At 72.2% G+C, this 16,906-nt stretch carries 11 protein-coding genes; 5 read left to right on the top strand and 6 right to left on the bottom strand.

Annotation, left to right across the window (positions count from 1 at the left end; translation table 11 throughout):
- Positions 1-76: 76 nt before the first annotated feature.
- Together ACFWPQ_RS47915 and ACFWPQ_RS47910 are read right to left on the bottom strand one after the other, a co-directional pair.
- Positions 77-3,490 carry a GH92 family glycosyl hydrolase gene (locus ACFWPQ_RS47915; protein ID WP_384050408.1) on the bottom strand — a complete coding sequence of 1,138 codons (3,414 nt, stop codon included), beginning with the start codon at positions 3,488-3,490 and terminating at the stop codon, positions 77-79.
- Positions 3,491-3,848: 358 nt separating this feature from the next.
- Positions 3,849-4,502 carry a TetR/AcrR family transcriptional regulator gene (locus tag ACFWPQ_RS47910; RefSeq protein ID WP_384050405.1) on the bottom strand — a complete coding sequence of 218 codons (654 nt, stop codon included), beginning with the start codon at positions 4,500-4,502 and terminating at the stop codon, positions 3,849-3,851.
- A gap of 124 nt (positions 4,503-4,626) precedes the next feature.
- On the opposite strand from ACFWPQ_RS47910, the gene ACFWPQ_RS47905 reads away from it, so the two are divergent.
- Entirely contained in the window at positions 4,627-5,838 is a 1,212-nt protein-coding gene (locus ACFWPQ_RS47905) for a cytochrome P450 (RefSeq protein WP_384050402.1), read from the top strand.
- A 57-nt stretch (positions 5,839-5,895) separates the two neighbouring features.
- Here ACFWPQ_RS47905 and ACFWPQ_RS47900 read toward each other — a convergent pair whose 3' ends face one another.
- The 3 genes from ACFWPQ_RS47900 to ACFWPQ_RS47890 form a co-directional block, all read right to left on the bottom strand.
- Positions 5,896-8,844: a hypothetical protein gene (locus ACFWPQ_RS47900; protein WP_384050399.1), complete on the bottom strand. Its 2,949-nt coding sequence runs from the start codon at positions 8,842-8,844 to the stop codon at positions 5,896-5,898.
- 2 nt (positions 8,845-8,846) lie between these two features.
- A complete protein-coding gene (locus ACFWPQ_RS47895; protein ID WP_361295133.1) occupies positions 8,847-10,694 on the bottom strand; it encodes an HSP90 family protein in 1,848 nt (615 codons plus the stop codon).
- Positions 10,695-10,811: 117 nt separating this feature from the next.
- A complete protein-coding gene (locus tag ACFWPQ_RS47890) occupies positions 10,812-11,795 on the bottom strand; it encodes a hypothetical protein (protein WP_384050396.1) in 984 nt (327 codons plus the stop codon).
- A gap of 198 nt (positions 11,796-11,993) precedes the next feature.
- Between ACFWPQ_RS47890 and ACFWPQ_RS47885 the strand changes: the two genes are divergently transcribed.
- The 3 genes from ACFWPQ_RS47885 to ACFWPQ_RS47875 all read left to right on the top strand — a co-directional run bounded on the left by ACFWPQ_RS47885 (position 11,994) and on the right by ACFWPQ_RS47875 (position 14,397).
- Positions 11,994-12,425, top strand: coding sequence for a VOC family protein (locus ACFWPQ_RS47885; RefSeq protein WP_384050393.1), 432 nt, complete (start codon positions 11,994-11,996; stop codon positions 12,423-12,425).
- A gap of 88 nt (positions 12,426-12,513) precedes the next feature.
- Positions 12,514-13,476 carry a redoxin family protein gene (locus ACFWPQ_RS47880; RefSeq protein ID WP_384050390.1) on the top strand — a complete coding sequence of 321 codons (963 nt, stop codon included), beginning with the start codon at positions 12,514-12,516 and terminating at the stop codon, positions 13,474-13,476.
- A 24-nt stretch (positions 13,477-13,500) separates the two neighbouring features.
- Positions 13,501-14,397: a dihydrodipicolinate synthase family protein gene (locus tag ACFWPQ_RS47875; protein ID WP_384050387.1), complete on the top strand. Its 897-nt coding sequence runs from the start codon at positions 13,501-13,503 to the stop codon at positions 14,395-14,397.
- A gap of 76 nt (positions 14,398-14,473) precedes the next feature.
- On the opposite strand, the gene ACFWPQ_RS47870 is transcribed toward ACFWPQ_RS47875, so the two are convergent.
- Entirely contained in the window at positions 14,474-15,010 is a 537-nt protein-coding gene (locus ACFWPQ_RS47870; protein WP_384050384.1) for a GNAT family N-acetyltransferase, read from the bottom strand.
- A 152-nt stretch (positions 15,011-15,162) separates the two neighbouring features.
- Here ACFWPQ_RS47870 and ACFWPQ_RS47865 point away from each other — a divergent pair, with 152 nt between their 5' ends.
- Entirely contained in the window at positions 15,163-16,890 is a 1,728-nt protein-coding gene (locus ACFWPQ_RS47865; RefSeq protein WP_384050382.1) for a xylosidase, read from the top strand.
- Positions 16,891-16,906: the final 16 nt, after the last annotated feature.

Here is a 16,906-nt window from a genome sequence, read left to right as displayed (position 1 = left end):
CCCCGGGCGTGTGCCCGGGGAACCGGCCCCCTCGTACGTACTGCCGTACTGCCGTACTGCTGTTCCGCCGTGCCGCCTACTGGCCGAAGCCGTAGGCGAACAGGTGGTCGGTGCCCGAGGAGCCGGTCACCGGCAGCGTCACCGACGCCACCTGCTTGGACGGATCCAGCGGGACCTTCGTGGCGAAGACATAGGTCTTCACGCCGTCCCGGCCCCCGCTCCCGGTGTTCCGGTAGGCGGTGGTGACGGCCGTCGTGTCACTGGGCAGCGGCTTGCTCGGTCCGCCGTTGAGCGTCCAGTCCGAGAAGCCGACCGTCGCCTGGGAGGTGGTGCCGTCGGTGTAGGTGACGGTCAGCGTGCCGGAGACCCCGCTGCCGTCGGTCGGCGCGTTGACCGCCGCGCCCAGCAGGCCCAGCGACGACCCCGAGGTGCCGGCCGGCATCGGGAGGGTCTGGCCGGCCATCTCCAGGTTGTCGAGCTGACCGGAGGTCGCCGTCGGCCAGGTGTAGGAGATGCCGTCGACGGTGAGGGTGGAGCCGCTGGTGACGCCGGCCGCCGAGAGCGCGTTCTGCGAGTAGGCCCAGCCGCCGCCGTCGAAGCCGCCCGAGTAGGTGGTGCCGTCGGGGTAGATGCCCTCGTTGGTGGCGTACGGCCACAGCGCGCCGGGCTTGGCGACGGCCACCCGCAGGGCCGCCCCGGACAGTGCCGTACCGCTGGCGTGGTCGGTCAGGGCGAAGGTGACCGGGTACGTCCCCTCGCTCGCGCCCGCCGTCACGTGGACCTTGGCCTCGGCGCTGCCCGAGGCGGGCACGGTCAGCGAGCCGGACGCGGTGTCGAGCGTGACGCCGGAGGGCGCCGTCGCCGTCCAGTCGACCGTGACGGCCGCGCTGCCGAGGTTGGTCACGTCGAGGGTGCCGTCACCGCCGGTGCCCGGCTGGAGGACCAGGCCGTTGGCGGGACCGGTGGCCGCCAGCACCCGGCCGCCGCCCGTGGTGTCCGACGGCGGCACCGCCGACGGGTCGGACGCCCAGGAGGTGTTCGGCTGGGTGCCGAGCGTGTAGTCGAGCGTGCCCGCACCCTTGAACTGCTGGAACGTCAGCCAGGAGGCGTTCCACGCCTTGCCCTTGACGTTCAGGGACTGCACGTACGGCGCGTCGGGCGCGGCCTGCGGTGCGTCGATCTTCACCGTCTTGCCGTTCCCGAGGGTCACCTGGGCCGCCGGGAACGCCGGGCTGCCGAGCACCAGGGTGTCCGTGCCCGGGGTCTCCGGGTACATGCCGAGCTCGGACCAGACGTACCAGGAGCTCATGGCGCCGAGGTCGTCGTTGCCGAAGGAGCCGACGGGAGCGTTGAAGTACAGGTTCTGCTGGGCGTCGCGGACGGCCGCCTGGGTCTTCCACGGCTGGCCCGTGTAGTCGTACTCCCAGGGGATCTCCACGCTGGGCTCGTTGCTCAGGTCGGCGTCGGTGCTGCCGGGGCTGGTGATGTCGTCGAGGAGGCCGTCCAGGTAGGACGAGTACGCCTTGGCGCCGCCACGGGCCTGGATGAGTTCCTTCAGGTTGAACGGGACCATGGGGGTGTACTGGGCGGAGGTGCCCTCCACGAAGCCGTTGGAGGTGCCCGGGGTGAAACCGGTCGCGAACTGGCCGTCCTTGTTCTTCGCCTGGAGGTAGCCGGTCTGCGGGTTGAAGACGTTCATCCAGTCCTGGGCGCGGGTGGCGAACTTCGTGTAGACGTCCGTCCTGCCGAGCGACTTCGCGAAGGCGGCGAGGGCGTAGTCGGCGGAGTCGTACTCCAGTTGGGTGGAGACCGGGCCGTAGAAGTTGCAGCAGTTGTAGTCGTTCTCGTCCAGCGGGAGGTAGCCCTTGGCGTCCCGCACCGGCTCGCCGGGGCGGTCGTTGTTCGGGACGGTCGCCTCGTGCTGGAGGGCGGCGAGGGCCTTGGAGGTGTCGAAGTCCGTGGCGCCGAAGGCGTACGCGTCGGTGATGATGCCGGCGGCCGGGTCACCGACCATCACATAGCTCTCGCCGTTGTTCGAGGCCCACTTGGGCAGCAGACCGGTCTGGTCGTAGCCGTTGAGCATCGAGGTGACGACATCACTGGCGACCTTGGGCTCGACCAGCGCCATCAGCTGGGTCTGGGAGCGGTAGGTGTCCCAGCCCGAGTAGTTGGCGTACTGGGCCTTCTGGCCCTTGGCCAGGGTGTGGATCTGGTTGTCCATGCCCATGTACTGGCCGTTGGCGTCCGAGAAGACGTTCGGGTGCAGCAGGGCGTGGTAGAGCGCGGTGTAGAACTGCGTCTGCTGGTCGGCGGTTCCGCCGCCCACCTGGATCTTCTTCAGCACCGCGTTCCAGGCGTCGTGGTTGGCCTTCGCCACGGTGCCGAGGTTCCAGTTCTTGATCTCCTTGCCGAGGTTGTCCGCCGCGTTGGCGTCGCTCGTGTACGAGATGCCGACCTTCGCCGTCACCGTGGTGTTCGTGGAGGTGTCGAAGGTGAGGTACATGCCGTTCGCGCCGGTCGTGGGCGGTTGGGCGGCCTGGGCGGCCTTGGACAACCGGGAGGCGGCGTTGGCGCTCGGGGTCAGGGACGCGGTGCCGGAAGCCTTGGCCGAGGTCTTGGCCGAGGTCTTGGCCGAGGTCTTGGCCGAGGTCTTGGCCGAGGTCTTGGCCGAGGTCTTGGCCGAGGTCTTGGCGGTGCTCCCGTGGATCGTCGGGGCCGGCTTCGCGGGGACGGTGAAGTGCTTCTCCTTCAGCGGCTTCGACGTGGACTTCTGCGGGGCCTGCTCGACCTTGCCCGCCTTCAGCGACTTGGCGTCCGGGGTGATGGTGCTGCCGACCCAGGTGCCGCTCGCGGCGAACGGGCGGTCGAACTTGATGTCGAAGTGCAGCGTGTACCGGTTGCTCGCGCCGCAGAAGTGGCCGCTGTCGATCGCGCCGCTGATCTCCTTGCTGTTCACCACCTGGACCCGGGTCCCGTCCACCTGAGTGGCGCCCCCGCTCAGCTTGAACAGCAGGTTCGCCTGCTGTCCGGCGGGGAAGGCGAAGGTGCCGAGCCCGGCGCGGGTGGTGTCGGTCAGCTCGGTCGTGACCCCGTTGGCGTCGGTGACCTTGTAGGACCCGAGGGCGGCCTTCTCGTCGGCGTGGCTGAAACCGACCGACGTACTGCCGAGGTCGCCCGACAGGGCGCCGGTCACCGGCAGCACGGGCAGGTCGCCCGCGACCGGGCAGCCCGGCCCCGAGACGTGGGTGAGGCTGAAGCCGGAGAGCTTGTTGTCGGCGTACTCGTAGCCGCCGCCGTCGGGGCGGTTCGGCGTCGTGTCGGGGCCCCACTGCACCATGCCGGCCGGCATGTCGGGGCCGGGGAAGGTGTCCACCGCACCGGAGGTGCCGATCAGGGGGTTGACGAGGGACGCGGGGTCGGTCACGAGGGCCGGACTCGCGGTGCTCGCGGCATGGGCGGTGCCGACCGTCGAGAGCGGCAGGGCTGCCATGCCCAGGACGCAGACCACGGCAAGGCGCCCGCGGAATCCTGCTCTGGTGGGGGGTGGTGCGGCTGAACGTCGGGGTCTCACCATCGGTTGCCTCCGCAGCAGTTCGTGCTTCGCACATCAGGTGTCGGCGCGTCGGGAAGCGCCGGAAAGCCAGGCGACAGGCAACGGAGCGGGTCGCGCTCCCACGGCCTGACAACGTTGCCATACACGAGTGTTGAGTGAAACGCCTGCGCTTGCGGCATGTCAACGAGGCCAACAGGACTTTCCGCGCGCGAAGTTCAAAGAGTGACCCACGCCGGGATCAACGCCTGGTTTTCTTGCGGAGGTTACGCCCGCTCGGCAACGGCCCCGCGCGGCCCTACAGCCCCCGGGTGACGTGGCGCAGCGCGTCGGCGAGCTGTTCGCGGTGGCGGCGCAGCGCCTCGGGGGTGATGCCCTGCTCGGCCACGGCCCGGGCGAGGTCGTCGGTCGCCACCTTGAGCACGGCGCTCATGGTCGCGGCCCGCACACGGACGTCGAGCAGGTCGACGGAGGCTCCCGCACGTCCGGCGAGCACCTCGGCGAACGTCTGCTCCGCACGCTCCCGGAGCACCAGGTAGACGGCGCGCAGCGCGGGTTCGCCGTGGGTCAGCCGGATCACGGTGAGGACGGCCTCGGCGTCGCCGTCGGCGGACGCGTCGGGGGCGGGCCGATAGGCGGCGCGCAGATGCCCCGTCAGGTCGGCCTCGGGCGGCCAGGCGCGCAGGACCTCCTGGAAGGCCGCGACCGACTGCGTGAGCAGCGGCTCCACGCAGCTCTCCTTGCTCGGGAACCAGCGCCACAGTGTGCGCTCCGAGACGCCGGCCGCCCGCGCTATCTGCTCGCCGGAGGTGGCGGCCACGCCCTGTTCGGCGAAGAGCCGGACCGCGTGACGGGAGATGTCCAGGCGCCGGTGTCGCCGCTGCCGCTCGCTCACCGGGGGCCGTCCCCGGCGGGGCGCCATCGGGCCACTGTCCGCCGTCACGTCCTCCATCGGGCGATCCAATCACGCCGGGGTCGCGGGGCGACTGGCCGGAAACATTATTGGCAGTGACTGACAATAAAGTGTTACGGTCGAAATGCCGGAAGATCGCGTTCCGAGGTCCAGGAGGAGGACCATGAACGGTGCCGCCGAGCGTTCCCGACTGCCCTTCGCACGGCCGAACGTGCTCGATCTCGCGCCTCTCTACGAGGTGCTGCGCCGGGAGGCGCCGATCACGCCGGTGACCACCCCTGCCGGGGATCCGGCCTGGCTGGTCACCCGTTTCGAGGAGGTCCGCGACCTCCTCGGCGACAAGCGGCTCGGCCGCTCCCATCCCGACCCGGAACGGGCGTCCCGCATCACGACCGCCGCGGTGCAGGAGGGCCCCTCGGGCACCTACGCCACCGAGGAGGCCGACCACACCCGGATGCGCCGGCTGCTGACCCCGGCCTTCTCCGCCCGGCGCATGGTGATGCTCTCCGACCATGTACGGCACCTGGTGGACGGCTGTATCGACCGGCTGACCGCCGAGCACGCCGCCGCCCCCGACGGGGTCGTCGACCTGCATGCCGGGCTGGCCTTCCCGGTGCCGGTCGCCGTCATCTGCCGGCTGCTCGGCGCGCCCGAGAGCGACCGCGAGTACTTCGCCGGGCTGTCGGGGCGCATGGCCGACCACGCCATCGGGGACGAGGCCGAGCGGGCGCGGGCCGAGTTCAACGCCTACATGACCACGCTCGCCGAGGCCAAGCGCGCCCGGCCCGGCGAGGACGTCATCTCCGACCTGGTCCGTGCGCAGAGCGCCGACGCGGACTTCGACTACGACGAGATGATCAGGCTCTGCGTCGGGCTGCTGTTCGCCGGGCACGAGACCACCGTCAACCGCATCGGCCTCGGCACGCTCTTCCTGCTCACCCGGCCCGACCAGTGGCGGGCGCTGACCGCCGACCCCGCCGGCCGGGTCAACGCCACCGTCGAGGAGATCATGCGCCTGGGCGCGCCCGGCGACCTGGGCCTGCTGCGCTACGCCCACACCGACGTCGACGTCGCCGGGGTCACCATCCGCAGCGGCGACGCCGTGATCCTCTCCGTCAACTCGGCCAACCGCGACGCGGCCGTCTACACCGACGCCGAGACGTTCGACCCCGACCGTCCGGAACGGGGCCATCTCGGATTCGGCCACGGCCCGCACTTCTGCATCGGGGCGAGCCTGGCCCGCACGGAGCTGCGCATCGTGTTCGCCGCTCTGGCCGAGCGGCTGCCCGGGCTGCGGCTGGCGAAGGACGTCGACGAACTGGAGGTCCGCACCACCCTCACCGGCGGGGTCAGCGAGCTGCCCGTGACCTGGTGAGGGCGGCGCGGCCGTCGGGTCACCCCCGTCGCGCGTACGGGCGGCGCGGCCGGCGGGTCACCCCTCGTCGCGCAGCCGGGCCGCCAGGGAGGTCAGCGACTCGGTCTCCTCGGTGTGGCCCAGCGCGGTGAGGCGGGATACCGCCGCGTCGAGGCGGGCCAGGGCGGGTTCGGGGCGTTCCAGGTAGAGGCCCTCCACGACGGCCGCGAGCCGGACGCACTCGGCAAACTCGCCGACGTGGTCCCGGTCGTGGGACTCGGGTTCGGGTTCCGGTTCGGGTTCGCCGAGCAGGGTGAGCGCCTTGTCCAGGGCGGTCAGGGCGGTCTCGTACTCACTGGCGTAGGCGTTGACCCGCCCGTGCTCGTAGGCCAGGGCGCTGTCCAGGTCACGGCCGCGGGCCTCGTACCCCGCGGTCCGGGCCTCGTCGGCGATCCGGCCGGCGTCGGCGAGCAGGGCGAGGGCGTCGGCCAGGCCCTCGGCGCCCTGCTGCTGGGCCTGGAGACGGGCGAGTTCGCGCAGGCAGCTGCTGAGCTGCTCGTAGCGCGGCTCCCGGGCGTGTGCGGCGAGGGCCTGGTCCGCGGCCTCCCGGGCCCGGCCGAACTCGCCGGACTCGGCCAGGAGTACGGCGGTCTCCGCGGCGATCATGGCATGGCTCCCCGGGTCGTCGTCCCAGCCGGCCGACTCGGCCGCGAGGGCGGCGTACTCCACCGTCGCGGCCTTGAGGTCCTCGCCCGCGTGCAGCGCGCGGGCGCGGGCCAGGCGCAGCTGGGCGACGAGCCGGTCGTCCAGCTCCCCGGCGGTGACGTCCGGTTCGGCCAGGAGGGAGTCGAGGAGCGCGATGCAGTCCTCGATCCGGCCCAGGTCGAGGCTGAGCTGGGCCGCGTTGCTGTAGGTGCAGAACGCGTCGAACCGGCTGCCGTGGCGCAGTTCGAGCTCCGCGGAGCGCGTCAGGTGCCGCAGTGCCTCGTCGGGGCGGCCCAGACGCATGCAGGCCTGCGCGAGATCAGCGTGCAGGCGGGCGGTGTCGACGGCGTCGGCGGGCCATGCGGCGGCCAGTCGGAGGGCCTCGGCCAGGTCCGCGTGGGCCGCCTGCGCGTCCCGGAGGCCCAGCTGGATCCGCCCGCGCAGGCCCAGCGCGTGGGGCAGGTGCCAGGCCGGGCCGTGTGCCCTGAGCCGGTCGAGGAGGACATCGGTCCCGCTGACCGCGGCAGGCAGGTCGCCGCGGAGGGCATGGGTGCCGGCCCGCAGCAGCAGGGCTCCGGAGATCTGCCCGACGATGTCGTGCCGGACGGCGAACGCGTCCAGCAGGTCCACCTCGGCGAGGACCGGCGCGAGATGCTCCTCGTCGTGCGACGTCTGGAACCGCAGGCCGAGCGCGGTCGCCCGCAGCCGCAGCAGACGGGCCTCCTGGTACGGGGTGAGGTCGGTGGCCGCCTCGTGGAGGCGGACCATGGACGCGTGGGCGTCCGTCAGCGCCGCGGTCCTCGCCTCGGCTTCGTCGGCGTCCTGCGGGGCGATCTGCGCGGCGGCGAGCAGGGCACTGGCACGGGCGACCGCCGCCCGCCCCGGCTCCGCGGCGTCGTCGTACAGGCCCGCGGCCTCCTCGTAGAGCGCGGCGGCCTCGTCGAACAGGTCCTTCTCGCCCACCCCACTCGCCTCGTCGGCCAGCAGGTCCGCGCGCAGCCGTACGAGCGGTCCCACGGCCGGGTCGTCGGGGTGGACGTAGCCGGGGGCGGCGACGAGCGTGCGCAGCCGTGCCCAGTGGGCCGTCGCGTCCGGATGCCCCTCGGCCGCCGACGCCCGGGCCCGGGCGATGAGTTCGGGCAGCGACTCGGGCACGGCGGCGGGCGCGGGGCCGGGGGCGGGTACGGCGGCCGGGGTCACGTCGTCGAGGCCGCGGGTGCGGAGGGTCAGTTCGAGTGCGTCCAGGAGGGGGGCGCGGTCGAGGCGGGAGCGGCGCCGGTCGGCGTGGGCCGTGGTGCCGTTGCGGGTGTCGAAGCGGGCGGCGAGGTCGTCGGCGCGGCCGCGGACCTCGGCGCGCAGCCCGGCCACCGTCCAGGTGCGGCCCGGGTAGCCGGCGGCGGGCAGGCCACCGTGGCCGAGGGCCTCGACACGCTGGAGGAGGACCTCCACGCCGGTGAGGAAGCTGAGCTGGTCCAGCGGCGATTCGACGTCGTCGAACAGGTTCCGGTTCTCGGCGAGGAGTTCCAGGCCGCGTGCCTCGTTGCCGGTGAGCGCGCAGAACTCCAGGTGCCGGCCGACCTCGCCGGACATCGAGGGGTTGCGGCGGCAGGCGCGGTAGCCGGCGAGGTGCAGCTCGCGGGCGCGGTCGGCGCCGCCGGTGCGCAGCAGGGGAAGCAGTGCGTAGGAGACGGAGCGGGCGGGTTCCTCCTGGCAGGACTCCTTCCCGGCCAGGACGGGCTCCCAGGTGCGCAGCGCCTGCTCGTCGTCGCCCGCCGCGAGGTGGTGCAGGGCGCGCCCGCAGATCTCGCAGGCCTCGCAGTCGCTGAGTTCGGTGCGGGCCCGTCCCGCCCACAGCTCGTAGGCCAGGTCGGTGTCCTCGCCGACGTGGACGGCGAGCTGGTACGCCTGTCCGTAGTAGGGCTGGAGGCCGAGACCGGCCTTCTCGTACCGGTCCCGCATCTCGGTCAGCCACTGGCGCAGGCTGGCCAGCGGCATCTCGGGCAGGGCGACCAGGGCGAGGGCCACCCACTTGAACCGCCAGAACAGGGTGTGCCGCAGCCGTTCGTCGAAGACGTCGGGCTGCTCGTCGAAGAGGGTGAGCACGCGGGCGAAGACGACGGGCGACTTCCGCGGTTCGGAGCCGTAGTTGTACGCCTTCTGGAGTGCGAGGAGCGCGTGGGCCAGCGGGCGGGGCTCCGCGAACTGCTCGGCGGCGTCGACGAGTTCCTCGGCGGTGACGGTGCGGGTACGGCCGAAGGGGCGCCGGTCGTTCTCCTGGAGCGCCTGGTACAGCTCATCGGTGGTCTGGGGTGCGGTCGGCATCGTCAGCTGTCCTTGCGGAGGGCGTGGGCGAGGAGGTCGAGGAAGGAGCGGTTGATGAGGCTCGACTCGGCGGGCCTCAGCGGGCGCCGGGACAGCATCGCGGCCTGCCCGTAGAGGGCTTCGGCGCTGGTGCGGGCCAGTTCGGGCTCGTCGATGGTGACGGCGGTGCGGACCAGGGGGTTGAGCTGGTTGAGGATCAGCTGGGCGCGCGGTGCCTCCTGGCGCAGGTGGCCGAGGATGTCGCCCCAGACGCCGCCCTGCTGTTCGCGGGCGAGCTGGGAGCGGGTGCGCTCGTGCCGGGCCTCGCGGCTGTCGAGGAGGAGGGCGGGGGCGGAGGCGGGCTGGAAGGTGCGCAGCGCGACGTCGCAGTCGAAGACGGCGAGGGCGTCACGGGCCAGCGCGAGGTAGGCCGCGGCGGCGAGTTCCGTCTCGCGGTCGACGGGGTCGAGGTGGGCGGTGAGGGTGCCCGGGTCGAGGTCGGCGACGCTGACCTCGGGCCTGATCTCCGGCAGCCGGTGGACCAGTTCACGGTCGTAGGTGTAGCCGCCGTTGACGACCCCGAGCCCGGCGGCCGCGGCGATGGCCGCCACCTGCCGGAACTCCTCCACGCTGGAGGTCACGAGGACGGTGCGGTGGGTGCGCGCGAACTCGTCCAGGGTGGCGTGTCCGTCGGTGGTCTCGAACGGCAGCCACGGCAGCAGCATCCGCAGGATCTCGTCGTCGTGCACGGCCAGCGACTTGACGGCCAGGTGGTGGGTCTGGAGGAAGCGGCCAAGGAGGTCGGGGTCGCTGGCGGCGGTCCGGGCGATCCAGGCGCGCAGCCGTTCGGCGAGGGCGTCGCGGACGGCGGCGAGGGTGTCGTCCTCGTACAGGGACTCGCGGGACGCGGTCGGGCGCAGGCTCTCGGCGTCGAGGACGCAGCGGACGAAGAACGCCCACTCGGGCAGGATCTCCTCGGCCTGCTCGGACAGCAGCATGCCCTTGACGTGCACGCGGTGGCCGTGGCGGCGCCCGGCGGGCACCGCGTCGGGCAGCACGCACGCGATGCCCTTCAGGCCCACCGCCGGCAGGTCCAGGTCGATGGTGTCGAGCGGGGTGAACCCGAAGATGTCCTCGCCGTACGCGGCCAGCGCGCGGGAGCGGGCGCCCGGTGTGGGGTAGCTGCGCGCCCAGGGGGCGGGCTCGGGGTTGACGGCCGCGCCCGGGCCGCCGGTGCCGTCGTGGAAGGTCACCGGGTGGCGCAGCAGGGAGCCGAAGTGCCGGGCCAGCGCCTGCACTTGGACCGGCCGGGTCCACTCCCCCGCGTCGGCGCGGGGCGTGAGGGTGACGGTGGTGCCCGGCCGGGGGCGGGCGGAGGCGGGCAGGGCGCGGACGGAGTAGCTGCCGTCGCCGCGGCCCCGCCACTCCACGGCGGGGGCGTCGGGGGTGCGGGCGGAACGGCTGACGACGTGGATCTCGTCGGCGACCAGGAAGCAGGAGAGCAGGCCGATACCGAACTGGCCGATGAAGTCGGCGCGTTGCTCGGCAACCTGCTCGGCGCGCTTGCTGCTGCGGCCGATCGTGGCGAGGAACGTGTGCACGTCGGCCTCGGTGAGGCCGACGCCGTCGTCCTCCACCCGGACGACCGAGCCGTCGGCGTACACCCGGATGCCGAACGCGTCGGCGGGGGAGCCCGGTTCGAGGCCGTGCCGGGCGGTCAGCGCGTCCACCGCGTTCTGCAGGAGTTCACGCAGGTAGACGCGGGGGCTGGAGTAGAGGTGGTGGGAGAGGAGGTCGACGAGGCCGCGCAGGTCCACCTGGAAGGTGCGGTCGGCGCCGGCCGGGCTCGCGGGGGTCTGAGGCAGAGTCATCAAGGAGTCCCGGGGTGGGATGTCGGAAGAAGGGCGGGTGCGGTTGCCGGGCGGTGCGGGAGACACCGGTGACGACGGCAGCGCGGTGCGGGGACACCGGTGACGGCGGCCGTCGGCTCAGGCGCGGCGCCGGAAACGGGCGTACGTCTTCTCCGGCTGCGCCATGTAGACCCAGGGCCACCGGGTGTAGGCACCGTCCAGCTCGTGGTAGACGCGCGGGGCCACGACGCTCTCGGCGGCCAGCGACAGGGCCATGGCGAAGATGTTGAAGTCCTCCTGCCAGCCCGGCTGCCGCTCGTACTCGGGGTGGAGGATGCTGCGCTTGGCCGCGTCCCTCAACTCGCCCTGGATCTCCGGGGTGTCGAGGCAGTTCTTGTCGTCGGACTCCACCCAGTCCTCGATGTGGGCCATGGCGACCGCACAGCCGAGGCGATGGCCGTCGGGGGCGCCGGCGAACGCCTTGCGCGCGAACTCCAGGGCCTGGCCCGGCTCGCCGTGCCAGCGCGGCTGGAGGTGCGACACCCACTCGATGTGGGTCTCCAGGTCCAGCGGGTCGCGGCGCAGGGCGGCGGCCAGCCGGGCCTCGTTGACGGCGGTGCCCAGCGACATGCCGCGGCCGGAGGTGAGCAGGCGCCGCCACGGTGTGATCCACTCCGGCCGCAGCTCGGCGGCTTCGAGCAGGTGCTCCTCGGCGATGCGGAGCCGGTCGTAGAAGACGCGCCACTGGTCCCTCGACACGTCCGTGGCACGCGCGGAGGTGCGCGCCTCCCAGCCCCAGCTGATGTGGCGCGCCCCGGATATCAGCAGGGCCGTCGCCCGGTGCTCCTCGTCCTCCTCGACGGCCCGGCCGATCCAGTCCTGCAGCCCGTCCACGTCGGACAGTTCACCCAGCACCTTGTGGTCGCTGCCGAGATCGAAGGGGGCCGACGCCATCCTGACCGCGTCCCAGTCACCCGACTCCGCCGCCACCACCAGCGCCATGACCCGGGTGTCCCCGAGGGTCTGCAGCTTGTACACCCCGTTCTGCCGGCGCGGCGCGGGAAGGGCATGCGGATCCGCCGCCGGTCTCTCCCCGCCCCTGCCGAACAGCTTGCCGAACATGCCGCGCCCTCCCCAGGTTTCGCGTGATCATTCCGGTGCAGCATAAGCGGCACCACCGACATCGCTTCCACAGAGTTTCCACGGCCTGGGCACGGGCTGGACACGGGGTCGGTGGTCCCGCCCTCGCACCCCTCCCCCGGCCCCCGGCGCTCGGATATTCCAGCGCGGTCGCGGGTCACCCCCTGCTAGGGTGCGCCGATGCCTTCGATCAAGCAGTTCCAGGTCACCTTCGACTGCGCGGAGCCCGAGCGCGTCGCTCGCTTCTGGTGCGAGGTGCTGGGGTACGTCGTACCGCCGCCACCGAAGGGGTTCGCCACCTGGGACGACTACCAGGGCTCCGTGCCGGTCGAGGAACAGGGTTCCTGGTTCGCCTGCACCGATCCCTCGGGGGTGGGCCCGCGGCTGTTCTTCCAGCGCGTTCCCGAAGGCAAGGTCGTCAAGAACCGGGTGCACCTCGACGTACGGATCGGCACCGGACTCGTGGGTGAGGAGCGTCTGGCCGCGCTGGAGGCCGAGTGCGCACGGCTGCTCCCACTCGGCGCGGTGCGCGTACGACTGCTGTACGACGGCGGCGACGACTCGTGCATCGTGATGCAGGACATCGAGGGCAACGAGTTCTGCCTCGACTGAGGATCGCGGACAACAGGTCCGACCTCCGCCGAACGCCGCTTGACCTTACCCTCGGGGGCAGGGTCTAGCGTTCGTCGAGGTGAGAGGCATGCTGATCGGTGAGCTCGCCCGCCGGGCGGGCGTGACGGTGAAAGCGGTGCGGTACTACGAATCGCTGGGACTGCTCACGCCCGGCCGGCTGGCCAACGGCTACCGGGACTACGGCGAGGGCGACGTACGGCTCGCGCGGGAGATCCGGGCGCTCGGCGGGCTCGGGATCCCGGTGGAGAGCACCCGTCCCTTCCTGGAGTGTCTCGCGGCCGGCCACCGGCACGCCGACGACTGCCCCGCCTCGCTGGCCGGGTACCGGGACGCGATCGACGACCTCACCCGGCGGATCGAGGGACTCACCGCCCGCCGGGCGGCGCTGGTCATGCACCTGGAGCAGGCCGCTCACCGCAACAGCCGTGTCCCACCGGCCGGCGCACGCGAGGGAGAGGACCTGATGACCGACTACCTGACACCGCCCGACGACCTGCCCGTCCCCGAGGACGACGGCGCGGCCGCCCATCTGCCCGGTACGAGGATGCCGCACCTGGAACTGCGGGGCACCGGCGGCGAGCCGGTCGGTCTCGACGCGCTCGGCGCGGGCCGGACGGTGCTCTACGTCTACCCGCTCACCGGCCGCCCGGGCACCGACCTGCCCGAGGGGTGGAACGCGATCCCCGGGGCCCGCGGCTGCACCCCGGAGGCATGCGGTTTCCGCGACCACCATCAGGAGCTGCTGGCCGCCGGAGCGGCCCGCGTGTTCGGCCTCTCCAGCCAGGACACCGCCTACCAGCAGGAGGTCGTCGAACGGCTCCGCCTGCCGTTCCAGATGCTCTCCGACCCCGCCCACACCCTGGCCCGCACCCTCGGCCTGCCGACGTTCGCCGCCACCGGGCAGACGCTCTACACGCGGCTGACGCTGGTCGTCCGGGACGGTGCGGTCGAGCACGTCTTCTACCCGGTGTTCCCGCCGGACGCACACGCCGGCCAGGTGCTGGACTGGCTGCGCGCCAACCCCCGATAAGACGAACGGCCTTGGGAGTCAACCGTGTTCACAGGTCTGAGCGCCTTCCCGCTGACCCCTCTCGACCCCGACGGAGACATCGACGAGGAAGCGTTCGCCCGTCTGGTCCGTCGCCTCGCCGCCGCCGGCGTCGACTCGGTCGGGGCATTGGGTTCCACCGGGTCGTACGCCTACCTCACGCTCCAGGAGCGGGCCCGCGCCGCCCGTGTCGCGGTGGAGCACGCCGACGGCGTTCCGGTCATCGTGGGCATCGGGGCGCTGCGCACCCGGGACGTGCTGGCGGCGGCCGAGGACGCGCAGAACGCCGGGGCCGCGGGGGTGCTGCTGGCGCCGGTGTCGTACCAACCGCTCACCGAGGACGACGTGTTCGGGCTCTACGAGGACGTCACCGCGAACCTCTCGGTTCCGCTGGTGGTCTACGACAACCCGGGCACCACCCGGTTCACCTTCACCGACGAGCTGTACACCCGGGTGGCCGGGCTGCCGCGCGTGGCGTCGGTCAAGATTCCCGGGATGCCCGCCGACCCGGCCCTGGCCCGGGCCCGGGTGGCACGGCTGCGGGAGATCCTGCCCGGGCATGTGACCGTGGGGGTCAGCGGAGACGCCCGGGGAGCGGCCGGGCTGAACGCGGGATGCGACGCCTGGTACTCGGTGACCGCCGGCACGCTCCCCCGGACCGTCCTCGCCATCACGCGGCCGGCCCGGGCCGGCCAGGCGGACCGCGCCCAGGAGGAGTCGGAGCGGCTCCAGCCGCTGTGGGACCTCTTCGCCCGGCACGGATCGCTCCGGGTCATCGCGGCAGTGGCCGCCGAACTCGGCCTCACGGCGCACCACAATCTCCCCCTCCCGCTGCGCGGCCTGCAGGCCCACGACCAGAAGCAGGTCGCCGACGTGCTGGAACTGCTCCGGTTGGACGGGTGAGCGCCGCCGGACAGGAAGGAGCGCCACCCCGCCGCCCCGGCACCGGCGCCCGAGCCCGGGTTCCCGAAGGCGCCCGTCACATGGGGAGCGAGAGCAGCCGCACCGTCCCCGAGGGCCAGCGGGCGTCGTCGCGGAGGGGGGTCACCATGGTCCGCAGCGGCATGGTCACCAGGCGCTCCTCCGGCTGTTCGACGAGCACCTCCTCGTCGAGCGAATGCCATCCGAGGCGCTGGTAGAGCGGCACGAGGGGAGGCCGGCAGAACAGGAGCGCGTGCCGAGGGCCCATCGTGCGGGCGTGCTCCAGTGCGGCCGTGACCACGAGCCGCGCGAGCCCCTGGCCCTGCACACGGGGTGCGACGGCCACCCCGCCGACGCCCACCACCTCGGTCTCGGCGTCGCCGATCGCGACGGGCAGCCGCAGCAGACCGGCGTGGGCCACGAGCCGGCCGTCGTGTCTGATGCCGAAGTGCTCTTCTTTCGGCAGCCAGGTCAGACCGGCCGAGGCGACGCCGAAGGGATCGTCGCCGGTACCGAGGATCTCCTCCTGGTCGGCCTTCGTGTACCGGGGCAGCCGCACCACAGTCGGTGCCCCGGCGGACTGGTTCTCGGACATCCCCCCATGATGATCTCTCCGGCGACTGCGGACCAGGCGGTCCCCAGCCGATCCGCGCCGTCCGGAGCAGGGCCGGCACCTCGCCGATCCCCGACGAAAAAATCTCGCCCGGTTTCTGTTACGGCAGCGCCGACGGCGAACCCTCCCTTCACATGGACACCTTCTCTCCCACCCCGGAGCCCTCCGTGCCCCTCTCCCACCGCGCTCCGACCTGGACCCGCCGCAAGCTGCTCGGCGCCACGGCGGGCGGCACCGCGATCGCGGCACTGGGCACGTTCGGCGTCCGCCGCTTCGCCTCGGCGGCCGATGCGAGCGCGAGTGCCGTGGGTGACGTCGTGGGCAAGGTCACCGTCGGCTACCAGGGCTGGTTCGCCTGCAAGGGCGACGGCGCACCGATCAACGCCTGGTGGCACTGGGCCCCCAACAGCGCCTCCACCCCTTCCCCCTCCAACAACGGCATCAAGGCCTGGCCGGACATCCGCGACTACACCAACACGTACCCGACCGCCTTCGCGAACTTCGGCAACGGCCGCGCCCCGGGCCTGTTCTCCTCCTACGACCAGCAGACCGTGGACACCCACTTCCTGTGGATGCAGCAGTACGGCATCGACACCGCCGCCCTGCAGCGCTTCAACCCCACCGGTGGCGAGGGCCCGACGCGGGACGCCATGACGCAGAAGGTGCGCTCCGCCGCCGAGGCGTACGGGCGGAAGTTCTACATCATGTACGACGTCTCCAACTGGACGAACATGCAGTCCGAGATCAAGACGGACTGGACGAACAAGATGTCCGCGTACACGGCGAGTTCGGCGTACGCGATACAGAACGGCAAGCCGGTCGTGTGCATCTGGGGCTTCGGCTTCGACGACGACAAGCACGCGTTCAGCGCGGACGCCTGTCTCGACGTCGTCAACTGGTTCAAGAACCAGGGCTGTTACGTCATCGGCGGCGTCCCGACCTGGTGGCGGACCGGTACCGGTGACTCCCGCTCGGGCTTCTCGGACGTCTACCACGCGCTCGACATGATCTCGCCGTGGATGGTCGGCCGGATCGGCACCTCCTCCGACGCGGACAACTTCTACACCAACGCAACCGTCCCCGACGTGGCGGACTGCAACGCCAACGGCATCGACTACCAGCCTTGCGTCCTGCCCGGCGACGTCGCCGAACGCCAGCGCGCGCACGGCGACTTCATGTGGCGGCAGTTCTACAACATGGTCCGGGCCGGGGTGCAGGGCATCTACATCTCGATGTTCGACGAGTACAACGAGGGCAACCAGATCGCCAAGACCGCCGAGACCCAGGCCTGGGTACCCACCGACTCCGGGTTCCTCGCCCTCGACGAGGACGGCACCGCCTGCTCCGCCGACTACTACCTGCGCCTCACCGGCGACGGCGGCCGCATGCTCAAGGGGCAGATCGCGCTGACCGCCACCCGCCCCACCACCCCCTACGTGAACGGCACTTCGGCCGGCACCCCCGCCACCGCCACCGTCACCCTGAAGGCGCGGGCCAACGGCAAGTACGTGACGGCGGAGAACGCGGGCGCCGCCGCCCTCATCGCGAACCGGGACTCGCCCGGCACCTGGGAGAAGTTCGACCAGATCGACCTGGGCAGCGGCACCATCGCACTTCGCTCTCGCGCCGACGGCCGTATCGTCTGCGCGGACGACGCGGGCGCTTCCGCGCTGATCGCCAACCGCACGGCCATCGGCAGCTACGAGACCTTCCAGCTGGTGAAGAACTCCAACGGCACCGTCAGCCTGCTCGCCGCCGCCAACGGCAGGTACGTGACCGCCGAGAACGGCGGCGCCGACCCGCTCATCGCCAACCGCACCGAGGTCGGGACCTGGGAGCAGTTCGACCTGACGACGGTCTAGCGCGGCTCGCCGGTCG

This window comes from Streptomyces sp. NPDC058464 (assembly GCF_042721035.1).
In the GTDB taxonomy this organism is placed as follows: Bacteria; Actinomycetota; Actinomycetes; order Streptomycetales; family Streptomycetaceae; genus Streptomyces.
The sequence above is the reverse complement of the archived record's forward strand: the minus strand, read 5'-3'. Positions and strand labels throughout refer to the sequence as shown.

What these genes read in the sequence shown, in the direction of transcription:
- ACFWPQ_RS47915 (WP_384050408.1), bottom strand. Translation starts at nt 3,490, where the DNA reads ATGGCAGCCCTGCCGCTCTCGACGGTCGGCACCGCCCATGCCGCGAGC.
- ACFWPQ_RS47910 (WP_384050405.1), bottom strand. Translation starts at nt 4,502, where the DNA reads ATGGAGGACGTGACGGCGGACAGTGGCCCGATGGCGCCCCGCCGGGGA.
- ACFWPQ_RS47905 (WP_384050402.1), top strand. Translation starts at nt 4,627, where the DNA reads ATGAACGGTGCCGCCGAGCGTTCCCGACTGCCCTTCGCACGGCCGAAC.
- ACFWPQ_RS47900 (WP_384050399.1), bottom strand. Translation starts at nt 8,844, where the DNA reads ATGCCGACCGCACCCCAGACCACCGATGAGCTGTACCAGGCGCTCCAG.
- ACFWPQ_RS47895 (WP_361295133.1), bottom strand. Translation starts at nt 10,694, where the DNA reads ATGACTCTGCCTCAGACCCCCGCGAGCCCGGCCGGCGCCGACCGCACC.
- ACFWPQ_RS47890 (WP_384050396.1), bottom strand. Translation starts at nt 11,795, where the DNA reads ATGTTCGGCAAGCTGTTCGGCAGGGGCGGGGAGAGACCGGCGGCGGAT.
- ACFWPQ_RS47885 (WP_384050393.1), top strand. Translation starts at nt 11,994, where the DNA reads ATGCCTTCGATCAAGCAGTTCCAGGTCACCTTCGACTGCGCGGAGCCC.
- ACFWPQ_RS47880 (WP_384050390.1), top strand. Translation starts at nt 12,514, where the DNA reads ATGCTGATCGGTGAGCTCGCCCGCCGGGCGGGCGTGACGGTGAAAGCG.
- ACFWPQ_RS47870 (WP_384050384.1), bottom strand. Translation starts at nt 15,010, where the DNA reads ATGTCCGAGAACCAGTCCGCCGGGGCACCGACTGTGGTGCGGCTGCCC.
- ACFWPQ_RS47865 (WP_384050382.1), top strand. Translation starts at nt 15,163, where the DNA reads ATGGACACCTTCTCTCCCACCCCGGAGCCCTCCGTGCCCCTCTCCCAC.